The 19,427-nt window shown below is 40.8% G+C and carries 13 protein-coding genes; 1 reads left to right on the top strand and 12 read right to left on the bottom strand.

Features of this window, described 5'->3' with window-relative positions; all coding sequences use genetic code 11:
- Window positions 1-61: 61 nt before the first annotated feature.
- The 5 genes from J2X77_RS05700 to J2X77_RS05720 form a co-directional block, all read right to left on the bottom strand.
- Window positions 62-2,239 (bottom strand): hypothetical protein, encoded by a 2,178-nt coding sequence (locus tag J2X77_RS05700; protein WP_209574843.1) that lies wholly within the window; start codon window positions 2,237-2,239, stop codon window positions 62-64.
- A 167-nt stretch (window positions 2,240-2,406) separates the two neighbouring features.
- Window positions 2,407-3,219 (bottom strand): DUF3823 domain-containing protein, encoded by an 813-nt coding sequence (locus J2X77_RS05705; RefSeq protein ID WP_209574845.1) that lies wholly within the window; start codon window positions 3,217-3,219, stop codon window positions 2,407-2,409.
- 157 nt (window positions 3,220-3,376) lie between these two features.
- Entirely contained in the window at window positions 3,377-5,437 is a 2,061-nt protein-coding gene (locus J2X77_RS05710; RefSeq protein ID WP_209574847.1) for a RagB/SusD family nutrient uptake outer membrane protein, read from the bottom strand.
- Between the two features lie 105 nt (window positions 5,438-5,542).
- Window positions 5,543-8,725 (bottom strand): TonB-dependent receptor, encoded by a 3,183-nt coding sequence (locus tag J2X77_RS05715; RefSeq protein WP_310079582.1) that lies wholly within the window; start codon window positions 8,723-8,725, stop codon window positions 5,543-5,545.
- Window positions 8,726-8,850: 125 nt separating this feature from the next.
- Window positions 8,851-10,308, bottom strand: a complete 1,458-nt coding sequence (locus J2X77_RS05720) for a glycoside hydrolase family 76 protein (protein ID WP_209574851.1) — start codon at window positions 10,306-10,308, stop codon at window positions 8,851-8,853.
- A gap of 392 nt (window positions 10,309-10,700) precedes the next feature.
- Between J2X77_RS05720 and J2X77_RS05725 the strand changes: the two genes are divergently transcribed.
- Window positions 10,701-13,181, top strand: coding sequence for a kelch repeat-containing protein (locus J2X77_RS05725; protein ID WP_310079584.1), 2,481 nt, complete (start codon window positions 10,701-10,703; stop codon window positions 13,179-13,181).
- Window positions 13,182-13,191: 10 nt separating this feature from the next.
- On the opposite strand, the gene J2X77_RS05730 is transcribed toward J2X77_RS05725, so the two are convergent.
- The 7 genes from J2X77_RS05730 to J2X77_RS05760 form a co-directional block, all read right to left on the bottom strand.
- Window positions 13,192-13,941: a YoaK family protein gene (locus J2X77_RS05730; RefSeq protein ID WP_209574854.1), complete on the bottom strand. Its 750-nt coding sequence runs from the start codon at window positions 13,939-13,941 to the stop codon at window positions 13,192-13,194.
- Entirely contained in the window at window positions 13,925-14,425 is a 501-nt protein-coding gene (locus J2X77_RS05735) for a hypothetical protein (RefSeq protein WP_209574856.1), read from the bottom strand. Before J2X77_RS05735 ends, J2X77_RS05730 begins: the two co-directional genes overlap by 17 nt.
- On the bottom strand, window positions 14,412-14,930 hold the full coding sequence (locus tag J2X77_RS05740) for a hypothetical protein (RefSeq protein WP_209574858.1): 519 nt from the start codon (window positions 14,928-14,930) through the stop codon (window positions 14,412-14,414). The genes J2X77_RS05735 and J2X77_RS05740 overlap by 14 nt, the downstream gene beginning before the upstream one ends.
- Before the next feature lie 129 nt (window positions 14,931-15,059).
- Window positions 15,060-16,490 carry a TolC family protein gene (locus J2X77_RS05745; protein WP_209574860.1) on the bottom strand — a complete coding sequence of 477 codons (1,431 nt, stop codon included), beginning with the start codon at window positions 16,488-16,490 and terminating at the stop codon, window positions 15,060-15,062.
- A gap of 7 nt (window positions 16,491-16,497) precedes the next feature.
- Window positions 16,498-17,859: an HlyD family secretion protein gene (locus tag J2X77_RS05750; RefSeq protein ID WP_209574862.1), complete on the bottom strand. Its 1,362-nt coding sequence runs from the start codon at window positions 17,857-17,859 to the stop codon at window positions 16,498-16,500.
- On the bottom strand, window positions 17,849-18,850 hold the full coding sequence (locus J2X77_RS05755; RefSeq protein WP_293937865.1) for an ABC transporter transmembrane domain-containing protein: 1,002 nt from the start codon (window positions 18,848-18,850) through the stop codon (window positions 17,849-17,851). Before J2X77_RS05755 ends, J2X77_RS05750 begins: the two co-directional genes overlap by 11 nt.
- 67 nt (window positions 18,851-18,917) lie before the next feature.
- Window positions 18,918-19,403, bottom strand: coding sequence for a hypothetical protein (locus J2X77_RS05760; protein ID WP_293937864.1), 486 nt, complete (start codon window positions 19,401-19,403; stop codon window positions 18,918-18,920).
- Between the last annotated feature and the right edge of the window lie 24 nt (window positions 19,404-19,427).

A 19,427-nucleotide genomic window follows, 5' to 3' on the forward strand; every position in this document is an offset into this window, starting at 1 on the left:
GAAGCATATTTTAGCTCAGGTTTTCCTGATACAGATTGGTATCTTTATCTTAACATCGAGGTTACCATTCAATATCTACCTGCACACCATCAGGACTATTTTCAAATCCCAGTAAATAGGTTTTTGTTCTCGTATCCCAATTTGCTTCTGAAAAGACATTGTGTTTACCTACCAAAATACGCTTTGGCTTATTAGGCAATAATATACGCGAAATGTTGGTCGTATTAATCGGGCTTTTTGCAGTAAATGAATACCGATGATTAGCCGTTATTTCGTTGTAGATACGACTTGAGGAGGCCAACACCTGTTGTTGTTGTTTGTTCTTTATGTGATCGATATTCACAAACAAACACTGCTCATTCGGCTGTATAATTTTAGACGTGATAATGGGCAAAGTCGGATCGTAAAGATCGATTAGATTTCCCTTAACCTGATAAGGAAGATTGCTCACACTCTCATCCAATACAGCTACCAGATCGTAATTGCCTCGCGTCAGTGTAAAATAATTTTTAAATTGCAGCTTTTCCCCTTTACCATTACTTTCATAAAGATTCTTGGTCACATCCAGCAGTTTCTGACTGTTATCAGGTTTAATCACAAATTCCTTAGGATCGGATCGTAATACGTACAAAGTGCCTTTCCCATACCTGTATTTTCCCTCTTTTGCCATTTCGTCCTTCAGTCCCATCTGCTCAAATAGATGATCGGATGGCCTTTGATACTTTCTACCATTCCTATTCCACCATTCCTGCACCGATTGAAAAGGATCAAGATCCGTTCCACAATACATCAAGACGCCACCATTTTTTACCCAATCTGCAAGGTACTGATGTGCTTCAGGGGCTAATGGCTTCATATTGGAATAAGACATGAGCAGGACTTTCGTGTCCGCGAGGGCATTCTTGACCGCTAAATTCTCCAAATGAACTGTTTTTATAGGTACCCCGCGTTTTAGGAAAGGAAGGGCGAGTCCATAAAAGTTGGCTAGTTGTGGATCATCATATCCGGCATGTGTCGGAAAACGCTGGAACATCAATGAATTTGCCAAAAGCACACTGATCCCTGTCGATCCAGAGACTTTGCCGGTTAATTTGGGCATACTGTTCAGGCTATTGATCATAACCTGCATCTGGGTCGAATAATGTCTTGGTATTTTTTCTTTTTGATCATTATTAGGGCTTGTTTTATACAGTCCCTCATAAATACGTTCGGGCCAGGGCATCACCTCATAATTGGCGATATTTGGATATAAAAGCTGTGCTGTGAATGTCGCCTGATAGTTTTTCTTATAATCGGCCCAATCCCGGGGCCAATCTTCGATCGGATCTGTCAAAAAAAACATCTTCCGTCCGGTAGGAGCCGTCATAGATTCCATTGCACCATATTCCAAAAATGCCGTCTCGAAAACGCGTTCTTTCGCTAATCCATTAAAATAATTCGGTTCACGTGAAGTTCCTGTCCATACCTGCGCGATATAACCATCCACACAGGGAAGAGAAGCCAAACTCGCTTCGGGACTGACGATCATCCATTGCGAATAATTGATCAAAGAGTGCGTCGGCACATAACATTTTACGTCCATCCCTTTGGTTTTACCGTAAGATTTAGCATAAGTAAAGACTTCATTCAGCGCATGGAGATATAAAGCATACTTTAACTTATTGGATAAGTAGGTGTTCTCTGGCGACTCATGCTGTGGTCGCCATTCAAAACCATAGTATTTTTTCCATTCTTTTTTAAACGATTCACTGTATCCGGCACATGCCCAGAATTCGGGTTCTTCCATAAATATGGCGTCGATGCCAGCATCAATGACCCTTTTGACATGCATCTGCTTGATATATTTTAAATAATTTTCAGTAGGAACGATATAGGGTACCATATGACCATGCCAGATGGTATCGCCTTTGACATCGACCTGTCCCTCATCCAAGTGCATCTTCCCATCCCATTTCCCTGTAAAGTAATCTTGGTACTCGCCCCAGGCAATCCCAGTCATAAAATGAACAATATACCCCTTATCGCGCCAGGACTTGACACGTTCTTCAAAAGGGGGCTTTCGGGATTTGTCGGATGGATTCCCTTCTGTTCCATAGACCATCACCGCGTCCGCCCGATTATCGATTGTAGGGCGCCACTCGCTGGAGGTTTGAAATGTCGTCTTTACCGGATCTCTCTCTTGGGCGACCGTCGTCAACGCCGCCAACATTATTAACGAGAGTATATTCGTTTTTATCATAATTTATTGTCTATTTCTTTACGTACGGTTTACGCCTATATTCCCCCTACTATTCAACAGGTTTAACCCATTAGATCAAGCAAATGAGGAGTGAGCCAGTCCTATTGAAAATTCAAATTTTATCATGGTATTTTTAACAGAGTGGCTCAACATGGCTACAGATTCCCTTAGGGAATATCGACCCTTTTGGCTTCGTTGTAATTCCATCTGCGCGTTCCGGTTCCACGGGGAGTGTCGTAATTAATTCGCGAGGCTGCCCGAATGAAAACAGTCCGCCCTTTTGGGATTTCTCCCACAGATTCGAGATCAATAACCTGCCCTAATTTTGCCTTAAAACTGTTGCCCCCATACTCGATTTTGCTAGACCAACGTTCGTCCCGCGCTCTATACCCTACCGTGGAGGAATAGCTGACAAAGAATTGTATATCTGTCACATTTAAAAAATCCCCATTATAATTTCCCAAAGGTTCAATTTTATCCCGAAAAAACTGTTCGGTTATGGCGCGGGTAACTTTTACCTTGGCTTTTACCTTTCCGTTTTCCACAACCGGATTTCCGACCCATTCGACTTTGAGAAAAGGATGCACCTCCATCTTGATTTCATGAGAGCCATTCAGCTCCATGTTTTTGCTGTCATCTGATAGCACCTTCCCATCGCCATCGGTACGCACCAATGGAATAAAAGGTCCATCAACAGTGATATTGTAATTACCTTTAAACAATTTCGTGTTCTGAAACGTTCCGTCAGGCATACAATAGAAATCAGGGTTGTGTTCCACATTATCGCCCCAACTGAGTTCTTTTAACCGAACGCGAATCCCCTCACTTCCCTGATCGGTCAATATGGGTTCGCCGGTCGATGCGTCGACCACAACACCTTTTAATGCCACCGAAGGCGCTTCATAATTATCTGCCTCAAAAAGGCTGCACGAACTTAGCATACATAGGATGCCTATCGCGCCGAAAATACTATTTTTCATCTCTTTTACGTTTAGTGATGGTTTGAATATTCCGAATTGATTTGCTTGCTATTTTCCGGAACGCTGCTCCACCAGTCATTCACTTTGTTATTAGAATTTCAGGCCTTCCAAGTGACCTGTGCTTAGCGCCTCTACGCTCTCAGCACAGCATACTTGTTTATCGGTTAGGTTGCTGGTCAATCACGGGACTTTTCGCTACCTCTCCTCCGGGGATTTCAAAATAATAGTCTATAGGTGTATACCGGAATGTTTTGGTACTTACCCATTGAAATCGTGCATCAAAGAAGTATTTACCCGTTGAGGTGGAAAAAAATGGATATAACCCCCTGAACCTAAAATTTTCATTGTTGCTATATAAATTTTTATCCTTCTGTGTTCCCCAAAAACCATCCCGGCCTTCAAAATGCAGCACTCGCCATCGACGCAAATCCCATTTTGCTTTATGTTCAAACGCAAGTTCCTTGCGACGCTCTCTCCGGACAATATCTCTTCCGGTATTATCTCCAGAGATCGCACCTGTTAGCAAATCTGCTCCCGCGCGCGAGCGAATCTCATTGACAGCACTGGTTGCCATCTGTAAAGGGTCGCTTCCATCAGTAGGATTCGCACCCAGCATTTTGAGTTCGACAGCTGCTTCAGCTGCATTTAATAAGACCTCAGCGTAACGCATTAAAATAAAGGGCTGATCAGATTTCCCTTCCCCTAATTCTTTTGCTGGATTTGTATTCAGCCATTTACGCACATAAAAACCAGTTAATGTCGCTTCACCATTATCGAAGAATGGTCCTTCGTTTCCGGCAGCATTCATTTTTTGTCCATTATAATCAACAGTTTGCTGACCACCACCATCTCTTGGACTCAGGTAAAGCGTCTTTGGTGAACCTGTGTAAGCACCCAGCTGTTGGTAACGTGTATCCGCGCTTGCATAAGAATAATCCGTGAACAGCGGTTTTATGGGTGCTGAACCGGTGTAAATGCCCGCCCGTATTTCCATTTTTCGATCCTTAAAAATATCATCGGGAAAGATAACATAAGCACGCAAGCGAGGTTCAGCATTTTTAAAGAAGTCCATCGGTTTGTCGTACAGTCTATACTCCCCGTCCTTGCTGCTTTGTCCGGTAGTCACTTTAACTGTGCCGTCGGCGTATTTGTCAAATCCATCAAACAGTTCCATAAAATCTACCGTTGGACAAGTACCCGCAGACAGTGGCGATCGAAAAGTGAAGGGCGAACTAAATGCATCAAAACTATGTGTCAATGTCGGATAAACATATTGTTTAACGTATATATTTTCCGGACTACTGAGGTCACTAAACATGTCCACCATATTTTGATACTGAGCTTCTTTATCGTTCGCTGCCCATTTCTTTTTATACAGCGAATAGCCCCCAGCTGCTATTACCTGTCGAGCTGCGGCGTAAGCTTCTCCAAAGTACTTTTGTGATGCAGCTCTTGCTGTGGTGGCATCGAAACCGATCACCCGTACACCAGTTTTTCTTCCCAGACCAGTCAAGCGACCAGAAACAGTTTCATTATATTTGGCCACACTTCCAGCATAGAGCATGGCTTCGGACTTAAAAGACAGGGCTACAAACTTGTTGGAATAACCTGTTTTGGGACTCTTCGCCATGAGTAATTTAATGGCCTCATCGTAGTCTTTAAGGATTTGGTTCCAGGTATCTTCCTCACTGGAACGAGGTATTTCCAGATTATCCAATGTATTCGGATATTGCAGTTCTTTCGTCACCAAAGGAATTCCCCCGAAGCGTCGTGCCATGGCGTAGAATACGGTTGCCCGAACATAGTATCCCTCACCTAAGTAATGATTATAAAGTTCTTCAGAAAATTTATCCTTGTAATTCGGTAGAGTTTCAATGAGATGATTGGCATCCCGAAGTAATTCGAACGCTCTTTCCCAATACGCTGTCCGCTCGCCAGTAAACGAAGTACTAATTCCATCCCTAGTCACAGCTTCGCCCGTTCCTTCAATGCCAATGGCAGCCAGCCAACCATTGAATTCTATCCCCCATTGTGCCATATACTTAAAATCTTCCAAAGGCATTAGGCTGTACATCCGAGCCATATAGATATCCATACCGGCTGGGGTATTCAATAGATCTTGATCTGTGACAATATTTTTTGGCGTGATATCCAGATCGGCACAACCTATAAATCCGATGGAGCCAGCTAATGATAATATAACGAGTAATTTTTTCATCTGTATAAATTTGCTTTTCAATTGTGATGAAGCTATCCGATTTATCCATTCCCCAATAAGATTAAATAAATCATGATGGCTTCATCGGAATGTATTTTTTGCTTGCTAAAAAGTAAGCGATAAGCCTAATGAATAGGTTTTATTCAATGGATACATCCGACCTAAATTATCGTCTGGGTGTTCGGGATCCACATATCGCACGCCTGTGATCGTAAATAAATTGTAAGCATTTGCATAAACACGTAATCGCATCGATGAGGAGGATGGTTTTAAATTCGAAAAGGTGTAGCCCAATTCAATGCTTTTAAGACGTAAATAAGCTGTACTCACCCGATTAAATTCAGAATTGGATTTTGGGTATCGTCCTGTGAAACCATAATAGCCCTGCACCCATTCTGTTGTGGGATCATAAGGATCGGCCAATGGATTAACAGGGTGCCAGCGGTCAAGATATTGCTCAAGCGTTCCGCCTCCGTTTGTGCCCCATATTGCATAAAGAGGTTCTTTATATTCCATTGACCCCAAAGCTGAGCCTTGAAATAAAAGGTTCATATCGAAATTTTTATACGCAGTTTCGATATTCAAACTATAATTGACCCAAGGCGTTTGGTCAAAGGCAAATGGGTGTTCATCCTGATCGTTAATTTCGCCATCCCCGTTCCAATCCAGGTATTTATAATCTCCAGGCAATACATCACGTTCCTTATAAATTGGATAGCTCCAGATATCGGTCCAATTTTCAAACCGTCCTGCCGATTCATAGCCAAATTGTATTCCTTGATACCGGTCGTTGAAGTTGTCATTACGCCAACGGTCGTACGAGTTTTTGTACGGACCATTTTGAACTGCTGTGAGATATTTATTTCTGGTCACCGTGGCAATCGCGCGAATATTATAGGAGAAATCGTTGATTTTATTACGATGTTTTAATTCCAATTCCATTCCCATATGACGATCACTATTGGCATTTTCCATCGGGGCTATGGCCCCGATTGCCGTAGGAAATTCACTTGTACGGCGTTGAAATAGCCCGGATCGCGTTCGTTCAAAATAATCCAAGGTAAAACCAAATAAACCGTTCCAGCCTTCAAAATCTAAACCGACATTGAAGGTTTTCGCTTTATACCAAGTAATTAATCCATTGGCGATAGCCTTTCGGCTTACGCCCGTAATGTATTTATCACCGAACATATAGCCTGGCGCATATTGATTGTTATAACCATTTTCAGCATTTCCGCTTGTAGCAGGATAAACATACCCAGGCACCCAACCAAAATCCCATGAATCTGACAAGTCGTCACCCAGTACACCGTAGCTACCACGTAATTTGAGTTGATTGACGAAAGAGAGTGCGTCAATCGATTTGAAAAATGGTTCTTCAGAGATACGCCATCCTATAGAAGCGGAAGGGAAAAAACCCCATTGATGCCCTTTTGCAAAACGGGAAGATCCATCATAGCGAAACTGGAATTCGGCAATATAACGTCCAGCAAAATCATAGTTAACACGTCCAAATAGCGCAGACTTCGCTTCATTATAGTAGTCACCGATTCCGCCATACATGGAAGTCATTTGTCCGTCTTCTACACCAGCGAGCAATTGATCTGAACCAAAAGCAAGATTTTTCAATCCATAGAAGTTATCGCCATCGTTTTTTTGTGATTCCCAGCCCGCAAGCACAGCTAGCTTATGTTGCTCCGCAAAAGTTCGATCATAATTCAAAATAAATTGTCCCAATACCTGTTGCTTATCATAAAACTCCCGCTTCATTTGATTTGGACTGCTCAAGTTATAGAGTTTCTGATCATATTTACCTGTTGTTTTATTCAATGCATACTGATAATATTCCTTTCTGAACAGGGAATTGTTATCCGCACGGTAATCGTAACTAATTAACGCTTTTGCTGAAAATCCTTGAAGCAAAGGGGATAAATTACTCAAATCATAATTTAACGCAGCGGAAGATTGAAAAGTCTTCTTTTTGAATTTGCGATAGCCGGAAATAGCGGCATCCATCATCGCGACGGTATTTTGTTCTAAATCTAGTCCCTCATAATTTAACAAGATATTGTCAGGATCTGCGTATGCAGGAAACAATACACCCTGACGCCAATAATTCCGAATGATATCAACAGCACTGTTGTAAGGATTATTTTGCTGATCGGCCATCCCGCTGATATTTAAGTCAAGTTTCAATCCCTTGGCCAATTCTGCCGAAATATTGGACCGTAAGTTGTATTTATTATAATTAAGATCACCTGATTTAAAAAAGCCTTGCTGGTAGGAATAACCACCCCCAATATAATATTGAACTTTATTACTCCCACCTGAAAAGCTAATATCGTGTTGAGTCTGCGGCGCATATTTTGAAAAGATCAGACCGGTCCAATCGGACGAACGTCGTGTCCCATTTCTAAAATCTTCAAAATCTTTATCGGTATATATGGGACTGCCACCATTGATATTGTTCATGGATTTCTCATTGTAGACCGTCATGGCACTGATTGCATCAGCCAATACAGGCAGTCCCGAAGGCCTTTGAAAAGTATAAGATCCATTATAATTGACGTTCGTCTTCCCTTCCTTTCCCTTTTTTGTCGTTACCAGTACCACACCGTTTGCCGACCTCACTCCATAAATGGCAGCCGATGCATCCTTTAGTACCGAAACGTCTTCAATATCACTCGGGTTGAGACGTTGAAAGTCTTCACTTGTACGGGGTACCCCGTCAATTACGACTAAGGGAGCTCCCATGCCACGTATATCAAAATTTGCACTATAAGCTCCTGGCTCTGCACTCTTCTGCCAAACGCGTACACCAGCCACCCGACCAGTTAGCATATTCTGCGGATTTTCGTTTTTCGTCTGCCTCATTTCTGTCCCCTTGACAGATGCAATGGCACCGGTTAGTGATTGTTTACGCTGCGTACCATAACCGACTACAACAACTGTTTCCAACTGCATATCATTGCTTTGCAATACAACATTAATCGTGGATTTCCCATCAGTAACCTCTTCCTTAGCGCTGAAGCCAAGAGACTTAAATAATAGTTTTTTCCCTTCAGGAACACTAATGGAATAGCTTCCGTCCGCGTTGGTCGTTGTCTCTATACGACTATCTGCGTTCTGAACCGATATCGTCACTCCAGCAATCGGCTTATTGTTACTATCCAATACTTTTCCCCTGACATTCCGTTGTTGGGCCCATCCGATGGACGGAATACCCAGCGCCATCAGCACAAGCAGTGTGCTGAGTCGCCGCTTCGATTTCCCTATATCCTTTTTCATCTTAATAAATTGGTTTTAACTAGTGATTGTGCTATTTGAAGTATTTCATGAGCTTGTAGGCTCGGTTTTATTGGTATTTGTTTCTAAAGTAAATCTTGCTTCCGTTGATCTTCTACCTCATCCAGTTATTTCCCGTCATGAGCGTGAGCCAGCATTGCGTACTGTGCCGCATAGGCAAACATGAACATTCCCTCTAGGTTATTTTTACCTTTGTCTGCATGCCATCCCCCGAGAAGATCTTGCGGTAATAAGCCTGAACGTAAAAAGCGTGTATATCCATAGTCTAAATTCTGTTGAAACGATTCCTTATAACTTCCAGCTTTTTTGAAAATTGGAGAAATCTGAAGAAACCCTCGAAGCAATACACCATTAAACCAGTTGTTAAATCCATCCGAAGCATAAGTATAGTGCGCAGGAACCTGCGAACCTAGTTTAGCAAAATATTGGAAACTGGCATCGGCCAACTGCTCGCCGTCTTCCAAATAGATTTTTGATTGGGTCGCCCGATACAGATCAGCAGCTCCAGAAATCATTGTGCCGCTGTTATAGGAAAAAGAGGTGCCAACGGCTTTCCTCAGTTGGGTGTTTTTTCGGTACTTTATGCCATCCACTATTTCGTAGGCAATACTGCAATCTGGATAACAATCGCCCAGCATATCATCATATACACCTTTATCGTTCAATAGATGATCCTTTTGCCAAGCGTAAATCCTTTTAGCAAAATCCAAATAAAACTCGCTCTTCCGAATCGTTTTGGAACGACGGGATTGTTGGTCTTTTATATCAATATACCGGTATGTTATGAGGTCCTTCTTGGATTTATAGATTTCGTGTAACCAAACCAGCGGGCTAACCATTGGTGCATTGCTACAGGCGTGTTTCGTTACATAGCCCGGTCCCCACGGTATCCCACCATTTTCATGCCCTCGATTATCGGGTGTACAGTCCCATCCATCGAGGACATAAGCAGTCAGATACTCGGCTTCTTTTAGATATGTATCTTTACCAGTCAGACGGTAACCCTCTATCAACTCCCGTATCATCCACATCTGATCGTCATAAACATTGAGAACGCCGGTTACATTGGCTTTACCTTTTTCCCCAACACGATCTACAGCGTAAACTGTCCAGTCCTGTGTCTGCGTAAAGGAAATAAGGTTGAAGGAACCTAAATAATAGGCTGCATTACCATGGAGCTGGGCCAACAGGTTAACATAGCGCTTATAGTATTGATCAAATAAACGATGGTTCCCATTTTCTTTCTGCGACTTGAGACCACCTAAGATGGCATTGACAGCCTCTATCGAGGCGGAATACATCCATACACTTGCTTTTTCTTGGGAGCGCACCTTTGTATCCGGGTTATAAAAACGATACATAGCTTGTCCATCAGCCGAGAAATAAACTTCCATTGATCGTTCAAAAAGTTCCATCGCACGGAGTAAGTTTTGCTCTTGAATATTGTGACTGTTTTTGATATCGGCAACGGAAAAAGATGTTTGTGCCTCGGCATATCCATACGGAACAATCATCATGGATACAGAAGCAACAATAACAAATTGCAGCTTTTTAAAGACTTTCATAAGTAAGATTTTCGATTTATAATTAGTTCGAGTTTCTACCGGAAATACCTGTAGGAATTCGAACGCAAGGTAGTATTGACTGATTATTTTTTGGGTTAAATTTGGGTTAAAACGCAAAAATAAAACGATAACCCTTCCCGCTATTTGTTTTTATATTATCATTAATGATACAAATGCCACTTGGTGATTGTAACATAGGTTTTATTTTATTGGCCGCTTTTTTTTGCATACTTTTAACGCTGTTAGATATTGATAAGGGATATCCTAACCGTTACGATTTCATTAAAAGCCGACAAGGGGCAACAGGTAATATGAAGCAGCTCATTGTCGACGACGAATTGGTTTAAGTTTTTGATTGTGCTATGCCACGCTGTACACTATATATTGTTTTTTTGCTTTTAATTCCGATACTTTCCCTATCTCAGGGGCTCAAGTTTAGCGCCGGCCATGAACCTATAGATAAACGAACCTCCTATGAATTATTTAATAAAAAGGATATTTCATTTGAGAAGCAGTTTACCTTAGCATTTGAATTATCCATTTATTCATCAAACTCATTAGGTAATATCTTCCGTGTCAAGAATAAAGACAACAATACGATTTATAATCTGTTTTATGATGAAGAGGGAGAAAATTGTATCTTCCGACTGAATGAAGAAGGTAAGACTAGTCTGATCATCGCGAAAATAAATCAACAGCGCCTGTTTAAGGAGGAATGGATAAACATTCAGTTGACCTTTAATCTTGAAGAGCAAGCATTTAAGCTCAAGATCCAGGATCAGACGTTTGAATCACCAAGGGTCAAGCTACCACAAGTATACACTCCCCGGATTATTTTTGGAAAAAGTGATTATCTAATTGATGTACCTATGATGTCCATCAAAAATGTACGTATTGGAAATGCAACGCATCAGTACTTCTTTCCACTAAAGGAGAATGCGGGAGGTATTGTCCACGATGAAGACGGCAATGCTTACGGGAGCGTTTCCAATCCAACATGGCTGATTCTAGATTCTTACAAATGGAAAAATATTTTTTCGAACAGTTCACCGTCACAAGCTGGCTCATGTTACAATCAGCGAACAAAAGAGATTTACTATTTTAATCAGGATTCCATAACCATATACAATATAAAAACCAATCAGACAAATAAGTTGGCATTTCAAAACCCATGTCCTGTTAAACTGGTTTTAGGAAATAATTTCATCGACTCCGTGACAAATAAACTCTATGTTTATGAACTTTTTTATACGCAATCTTATTTCGGTCCTACAGTCGCGAGTCTCGATCTTGAAAGTTTCAAATGGAGAGTTGAAAGCTCCGACCTGATCAAGAAGGAGCTAAATCATCATGGCTCTTTTTATGACGAAAGAAATCGGCGGTTCTATATTTTCGGGGGCTATGGCAATATGACATACAGTGATGAATTTAGACGTTACGATGTCGACTCCAACAAATGGCAAACCGTACAGGGATGGTCAGGTGATAAGATCTTCCCACGTTATTTTCTTACTGCTGGAAAAGGTACCAAAGATCATACCGCCTATATATTCGGAGGTATGGGCAATGAATCCGGAGAACATATTGTTGGGCGAAAATATCTGTATGATTTTTATCAGATTAATTTGAACAGTAAGAAAATCATTAAAAAATGGGACATCATGTGGAAAGATAAGCATATCGTACCAGCCCGAGGTTTGGTCTTCCCTGATGAAGCGCACTTTTATGCTTTATGCTATCCAGAGTATCTAACAAAATCACATATTCAACTTTATCGCTTTTCGATTCAAGATGGAAGTTTTGCCATAGTAGGCGACTCCATCCCGATCTACTCAGATAAAATAAGTACACATGCCCAACTTTATATGGATAAGCAGTTAGGCCGACTCCTAGTATTGGTTCAGGAATCAAAGGATGATATCCAATCGACATTAAAGGTTTATTCATTAAACATGACTCCTATAACCTTGACAGAGCTAAACAGCTTTCCCAGATATGGTTCACATCGCAAGGTATTCCTATTCTTGATGGTATTGGGAATATTTGGATTGAGTACTTACTTTATTTGGAGGAAAAGAAGAGGAAAAAGACAATTAACTAATCTACTAGAAGAGACGGCCCTTATCACTAATCCAATAGCTGTAACCGCTCAACTGCCACAAAAAGACGATTCTGTCCGTCCGAATGCAATTTTTCTATTCGGTGAGTTCCGTGCGTTTGACCGAAACAAACGGGATGTCTCCTATTTATTTAGCACAAAACTTAAGCAGGCATTTTGCCTCATCCTATCTCACCGATCGGGTATCAGTTCACCATATTTCAGCCAGATGATGTGGCCTGACAAATCAGAAGATAAGGTCAAGAACTCAAGAGGAGTTACGATCAACCATTTAAGAAAAGTGCTGAGCGAATTTACAGGAATAGAACTTGTATATATGAAGGGCCGATTTATTATTGAAACAACAGAAGAATTCTATTGTGATTATGTAGCATGTATCCAGTTAATGGCTGATCCTTCTTACATCAATGAAAGCAGATTAACTCAAATCATTCAGCGGGGTAAGTTTTTGCAGGGATTGGATCACCCCGTATTTGATACCCTAAAAACTGAAGTTGAACAAAATTTGCTCCCCATTTTACTGGCGAAACTTCAGCAAGCGGAACTCGGACATCATTATAAAAAAAGCATTGCGTTAGCACATGCTATATTGTTATTGGATCCTTTGAATGAACAGGCTATATTCTCTCAAGTAAGAGCGATGTATGTCTTACATCAGCAGGAGGATGCCCGTATAAAATTTCACCAATTCTGTCTCAATTATAAACAGCTGATGAACGAAGATTTTCCACACCAACTGGACAAAATTATATAGTACCCCCAACTTAAGTCGCCACTCCCTCACGGTGACGATTCACAAATTGCTTTTTCAGCATATACAATTTGTAATGATCGTACAGTCCGATAATTAAAAGAACGAAACAGACTATGTAGAAAGTTTTATTCGATAAGTAGGTAAAAGAAATACCGCTTAAAAGCCCTCCAAGTACATAAGCTCCAACAATGCTCAAAAGCAAATGAAATTTGTCCACCAATGCCTTATTATTTCGGTTTGATTCTTTAGTGAACATCGAAATTAATATTGCAAGATCTGTCGTCAACCCTGTTAGATGTGTCGTTTTTACGACAAAATTTGATATGCTCGCCGTTAAACCATTTTGTAGTCCCATCGCAAACAATAGTGCACCAACAAGTATCTCTGTTTCTTTTAAGGAATCCTCATAAAATACATCCAGATATATCCCTACAAATAATATACTCAGTATTTCCAACGCCAAGGGAATAGAATGAGTCAGGTAGGAACTAAAACGTCCTTTACCATGGATAATGATAAGATTCGAAAGCATGCTTCCCGTCAAAAAAAGTAATATCCAAAACAGTACCACTGCCCCTTGATACCAATTTCCTTTCGCTATCTCCTGCGCAAAAACGGCGTAATAACCGGTTACATTGGATGTAAACGAGAAAAAGACGATAACGGAAGCGACATTGACCATTCCCGCCGAAAAAGCGGTAATCCCTCCCAACTTAATATTATCTTCGATGGTCCTATGATTGCTATATTTTCTCAGCATATTTTTCCTTTCCTCCTTTTTTCAACACGATACGCGCTATCCCTTTTGTCTGCATATCCAAATTAAGGTGCAGCACCAATTGGTTTTTGTTCAGTTTCTGAATAACAAAACTTTCGATAAGCTCATCATTCTTTCGAAGCTCAAGGATGTGCCCCCTCCCCTTCAAAAACCAGTTGTATTGTTTATCCTCATGATGCGCAATAAAATTTTTATCGCCCATCCTCTCAAAGTGCCATAACCCATCCTGCAAAGGCGGAAGATGAGCTATTGCGGCATCCTTTATTCCTTCATGAATAACCGTCTGCTTTTTAAACATAGGCGACTTCTCCACTTTCTCAAAGTACCAACCTTGCTCTTCCCACTCTCCCTCTAAAAGCCGCTCAGGATTTTCATAAAAAACAACCATTGAACTTGCTCCCAAAAGCAAAAAAGTCAACAATACAAAGTTGAATTTTGCCAGTATTTTTCTCTTAATAATTAACATCCCATTTTTTGTTAAAAAATAAATCCGCTAACACATTTCTCCCTGTTTTATTTGTTCCAGGTTTTTCTACAATCCTGACATTCTTCTGTTTGCTTCTATTCAAATGAAGCAAAGCCTGTCCGACGTCAAAAAAGTGCCGTGTTCTTTTTTCAAATTCATAATCTGTTGGAACTTTGACTTCATCAATCCGAGCTCCGCGCAAATAATGCTGTAAATAATTGAGATTGTCCGAGCTGAGGATATCGGTATAGATTGTTAGCTTACGATTTTCATACCGATGACAGATCATTTGGCAGGCTTTCAAGAAATCTTCGGATTGAAGATTGCTGAGTTGGTCTTCCAATGTAATTCCTAATAGTTCACTGATCGAAGCACTACTCTTATTGCCATAGACTAGAATGATGTCAAGCTCTTCCGCTGTAGATTGTTCGATGCTGTGAATAACAAAAAAAAGCGAATCAATTGTAAAATCACTTGGGATCAATACCCGCGTTGCCTTTGCCATATCCAATTATTTTTATACAAAATTAATAGGCCACCATGGCAATCGAATGAATCTGGAATTAACTTTCTATTAGAATATTCGAACGGATATTAAAATGAGATTAAAAAGAATACCAAGATTAAAATCAGATTAAAATTTGGTTCCGGCCTTGTAGTATAACTCTGCTAGTGCCTTCCGAAAATCCGTAAAAAGCTTCTCTTGCTTTATGCGCATTTCGATCAGTTTGCTTTCTCTGCTATTAACCACAAACAAGGTTGATTCACCTAGTTCAAACTTGTTTAACTCCCCCTTAAGTAAACGTTCCTGGTTACTCACATTTAAAGCATGAAGTTCGAATTGCGTACTATAAGCTGTTAATTCGTTGTATTTTCTAATAACATCATTGTAAATGTTGCGCTCGGTAACCACCTGTTCGTAGTGTAATTGATCTAACTTAATTCTCACTTCTTTTAATTTCCCCCTTTCACTTCGAATAAATAGGGGAAATGCAAATTCAAACCCCAGTTTATAATTCTGCCAGTTGAAATCATACTGTGGTGGTATAAAATCATTGAAACTGCGGCGGTTCGATATCAATGTGCCTGAAACCGTAAGTTTTGGTTTCAGCATTTCCTTACGGTAGCGTTCTTCAAATTCGAGCTGTTGATTTTTACTCGCCAATTTGATCAATTCAGGATGGGCAATTTTAGCTGAATCAAGGAGTGCATGGATCACTTTATTGTCCGGTAAGAGAATTTCGCCAGCTGCCTTATGAGGAACTGCATAGTCTGGAAGTTCCACTGGAAATTGCTGATCATTCCAAAGGTGATTGGACAACATAATGCGGGCATTTTTTAACTCGGCTTCATACTTCGAAAGCTCTATCCACCTTTCTTTGACTACGACATAGGCCTCAACCGAGTCAATCACAGGTTTATCACCCAAGGCCGTTTGTTCGCTGATAGCCTTAAAGCGTTGATCTGCTAATTTTACACCTTCAAGTAAAAACTGATACTGCTGATAGGCAAAATACCAATTCCAGTAGTCTGAAACTGCCTGGAACCAAATGCTATTGATTTGCTTTATCTTTTCGCCTTCTAAATAGCGTATCATTGCTTTTGCCTGCTGTAACGTATTTCTTCTGCTATCAATAATCAATCCTTGTCCCAGTGGTATACTTAAGCCCACGGCAGACAGGCCAGCGTTGTTCGTCCTGGATTGAGGGTTCGTATAGTCACCGACATTTCTGTCGTAAGCAATTTTAAGGTCGGCTCCAGCCAACCAAAGTGGAATTTTCAGCTCACTATTCCACTCGTTGTAGTATTCCTTATTGCCGAAGTGTTTATTTTTAAAACTTGCATTGATAGTCGGATCAAACTTACCTAATGCCTGCATCACCTGCACTTTAGCAGTCTCACTCAATAGATTGACTTGTTTTACAATCGGATGGTTTGCCATCAAAAGTTCTTCCATATCATCCAAAGTGAACGTTTTTCTTGCCGTATTCTCCTTTTCCTGCGCGGGAAGCAAATGGCATAGAAAAACATACAATACAATAAAAATGAGATTCAATTTGCACATAGTATAATCATTTTTTTCCGCTATCCTTAGGTTCACGCTCCAAACTCGGCGGAAATCCATTTAACTGTCGCCATATCTCGTACCATAAAGGGACTTTATTTAAAATAACTCTTCCGAATGCTCCGGACCCTTGATTTAACTGGGCCGGCCAAGGTTCATCCCCTTCAGGCACCGGTGCTGTTGCGCGCACCAAGATCCTAAATTGACCATTCGTACTGCTGACTTTATCGATAACCGACACTTTTCCTGCAAAAGTACCAACTGCCACCGAAGGCCATCCGGAAAACTGAATCGATGGCCACCCATCAAATTGTAGCCGTACATCGCTTTCCGGTGCTATCAATGGCACATCCATCGCATTTACATACAGTTCAACAGCAAGCAAGGGGGTTTTAGGCTGCAATGTCGCCACAGACTCTCCCTCCTTCATATTTTCACCTATTCCAGCTTTGAAAGTCTTGACAATAAATCCGTCCTGTGGAGCTCTAACAATATACAGTCCTCTTCTCACATCGATATTGGAAATCTCATTTCTAAGTTTCGCAATATCACCTTGCACAGAAGCTTTGGAGGAAAAAGCAGAACTTAAATCAGATTGTGCTTTCGCCAATGACTCGTTATATTTTGCACGAATGTTATTTAATTCTATTCGGGCATTGGTTAAAGATTGCCTTGAATTTGAAAGCTTATTTTCGGCACTAACAACTTTAGCCCGGTCATTTTGTAGATTCAGACGTCTTGTTTCAATATCTGTCAAAGAAAACAGCCCATCTCGATACCCCTCTTCGTAGCGCTTAAGCCGCTTTTCACTGGTCTCGAAAAAGCTCATAACCGCAACGAGTTCAGCACTATCAATTTTCACGAGATTTTGAGACTGTATCACCTTATTTTTAGCAGACTCGAGCTGAAATTCCAAACCGTTGCGTAAAGCCAGAATCTGCGCTTCGGTGGCTTTCATCTTTTGATCTGCGGCATCCTCACCGCTTTGTTTAGCATGCAATTGTTCTTTCAAGCGCAAGGGTAGCATTGGATCGAAATAAGATTGTGCAGTCTCCGAAAGCACTAAAATTGTGTCACCTTTCTTTACTTCCTGCCCCTCAGTAACCGCCCAATGCTCGATACGACCGCCAATTTGATTTTGTATCGTCTGTGGTCTATCTTCGGGCCGCAGCGCGGTTACCGTTCCTATTCCAGCAATTGTCTGCCTCCACGGCAGAAATAATGCAAGCGCAAAGATAACCGCTGAGCATACCAAAAGGCGTCCAAGAACGAGGGATCCACGTTCTTTTAATAGTTTAGATACTGCATCCTGGGAGAGATCTCTCCACGAAACTGTTTTTTGACTCTTCTCGTCCTTGTTAATCCACATAATTAGCAGCGTCCTCCTCCAACGCAAGATCTGTTATCGCCGCTAACTTGACTACCCCTGTCAGCATATCAAAAATTGTATTTAGATTGGTCATCAGTTTCTCTATCGCATAACCGATTTGAACGATGACGACTTCGGCAGCCACAAATTGCCCAAAAGTCATTTGTCGCTCAACAACATAATAAGATCCCAGTAAAAGCATCGCACCAAATAGCAGCGTACGAAGCATGACAGAGCCTATAAAAAACCTTTTTAAGACCTTAAAATGATCATTTCGAGCTCCTAAATATTTACCAACAATATGATCTGTAGTGTCTGTAACTGCCTTCATTTTTGCTTTGTCCCCGCGATAAAGCGCTATATTTTCCGCAACAGATTCTAAATAGGCTACCGTCTTATATTTGTATTCGGACTCTTCAATACTCGTCCTTAATCCCCTTTTATAGTAAAGCGCCAATATAATGATAACAACACAGATCACGACCAGCCCAAAAGCCAAAAACACAGGATGGTAAAAGGACAATAACACCACGCTAAAGAAGATGGTTACAACTGCAGCAATGATATCGATCAAAAGTTTAATAATCCCTTTTTGAATAATGATCACGTCAAAAAATCGGTTCACCAATTCCATAAGATTTTCCCCTAGTAATTCTTTCGGATCGATTCGCGGAAGCCGATACGAAAATTCCATTGCTGATTTTAGAAAGATCTTCTGTTCTAAATATTCAACCAGCGTGAGTTGTCCGATCAGTAACGTGCCGGCCATGACCACGCCAAACAGCACAAAAGCAATTAAAATGTAAGTAGAACTATACATCGCTCCGTTGCTTAAAAAATTAAATATCGCTGTAATCCCTATTGGAATTGTCAGACTAAACATACCAATGACGATAGCATAAATAAATATATAATTGATTGTTTTACGTTCTGGATGTAGGAGGCTAACCAGACGCTGCAAAGGGGATGGTCCGCCGTGTAATTTCGCCATAAAAATAAAAAATAGATAATTTGAAAATTATGATTTAATCCAAAGACAGTTGGACAATTTCTGCTGATTATCCATTCGTCAGTGCCATTTTATGATGAGAGGGATCTCCCTTATCGCTAAAAAGTACGGTCGAACGAATTTGGCCCTCGATATTTCGAAGCGCTTCAGCAACATTAAAAAAATGACGTGTCTTCTTTTTATAGGTATAATTGGATGGAATTCTAATTTCGTCAACAGCTTGTCCACGGAGGTAATGTCGGAGATAATTTTTATTGTCTGTATATAAAATATCGGCAAAGATATGGAGATGGCGGTCTTGATAACGCTGATACAGCACACGACAAGCATTTAAGAAAGATTCAGATTGGAGCATATCGAGCTGATCATCCAATCCAATGCCGAGCAATTCACTTGCTGAAGTACTGCTTTTATTACCGTATACCAGGATGATATCAATTTGATCGGCTACCGACTCTTCTATACTCTGCCGGACAAAATCGAGCGAATCAACCGTAAAATCACTGGGAATTAATATGCGCGTTGTTTTAGCCATGCTATTTTTTTAAGCAAAGTTAAA

Source organism: Sphingobacterium sp. 2149, assembly GCF_031455655.1.
GTDB lineage: Bacteria > Bacteroidota > Bacteroidia > Sphingobacteriales > Sphingobacteriaceae > Sphingobacterium.

Excerpts from the sequence above, each read along its gene's own strand:
- J2X77_RS05700 (WP_209574843.1), bottom strand. The coding sequence starts at position 2,239 with ATGATAAAAACGAATATACTCTCGTTAATAATGTTGGCGGCGTTGACG.
- J2X77_RS05705 (WP_209574845.1), bottom strand. The coding sequence starts at position 3,219 with ATGAAAAATAGTATTTTCGGCGCGATAGGCATCCTATGTATGCTAAGT.
- J2X77_RS05710 (WP_209574847.1), bottom strand. The coding sequence starts at position 5,437 with ATGAAAAAATTACTCGTTATATTATCATTAGCTGGCTCCATCGGATTT.
- J2X77_RS05715 (WP_310079582.1), bottom strand. The coding sequence starts at position 8,725 with ATGAAAAAGGATATAGGGAAATCGAAGCGGCGACTCAGCACACTGCTT.
- J2X77_RS05720 (WP_209574851.1), bottom strand. The coding sequence starts at position 10,308 with ATGAAAGTCTTTAAAAAGCTGCAATTTGTTATTGTTGCTTCTGTATCC.
- J2X77_RS05730 (WP_209574854.1), bottom strand. The coding sequence starts at position 13,941 with ATGCTGAGAAAATATAGCAATCATAGGACCATCGAAGATAATATTAAG.
- J2X77_RS05735 (WP_209574856.1), bottom strand. The coding sequence starts at position 14,425 with ATGTTAATTATTAAGAGAAAAATACTGGCAAAATTCAACTTTGTATTG.
- J2X77_RS05740 (WP_209574858.1), bottom strand. The coding sequence starts at position 14,930 with ATGGCAAAGGCAACGCGGGTATTGATCCCAAGTGATTTTACAATTGAT.
- J2X77_RS05745 (WP_209574860.1), bottom strand. The coding sequence starts at position 16,490 with ATGTGCAAATTGAATCTCATTTTTATTGTATTGTATGTTTTTCTATGC.
- J2X77_RS05750 (WP_209574862.1), bottom strand. The coding sequence starts at position 17,859 with ATGTGGATTAACAAGGACGAGAAGAGTCAAAAAACAGTTTCGTGGAGA.
- J2X77_RS05755 (WP_293937865.1), bottom strand. The coding sequence starts at position 18,850 with ATGGCGAAATTACACGGCGGACCATCCCCTTTGCAGCGTCTGGTTAGC.
- J2X77_RS05760 (WP_293937864.1), bottom strand. The coding sequence starts at position 19,403 with ATGGCTAAAACAACGCGCATATTAATTCCCAGTGATTTTACGGTTGAT.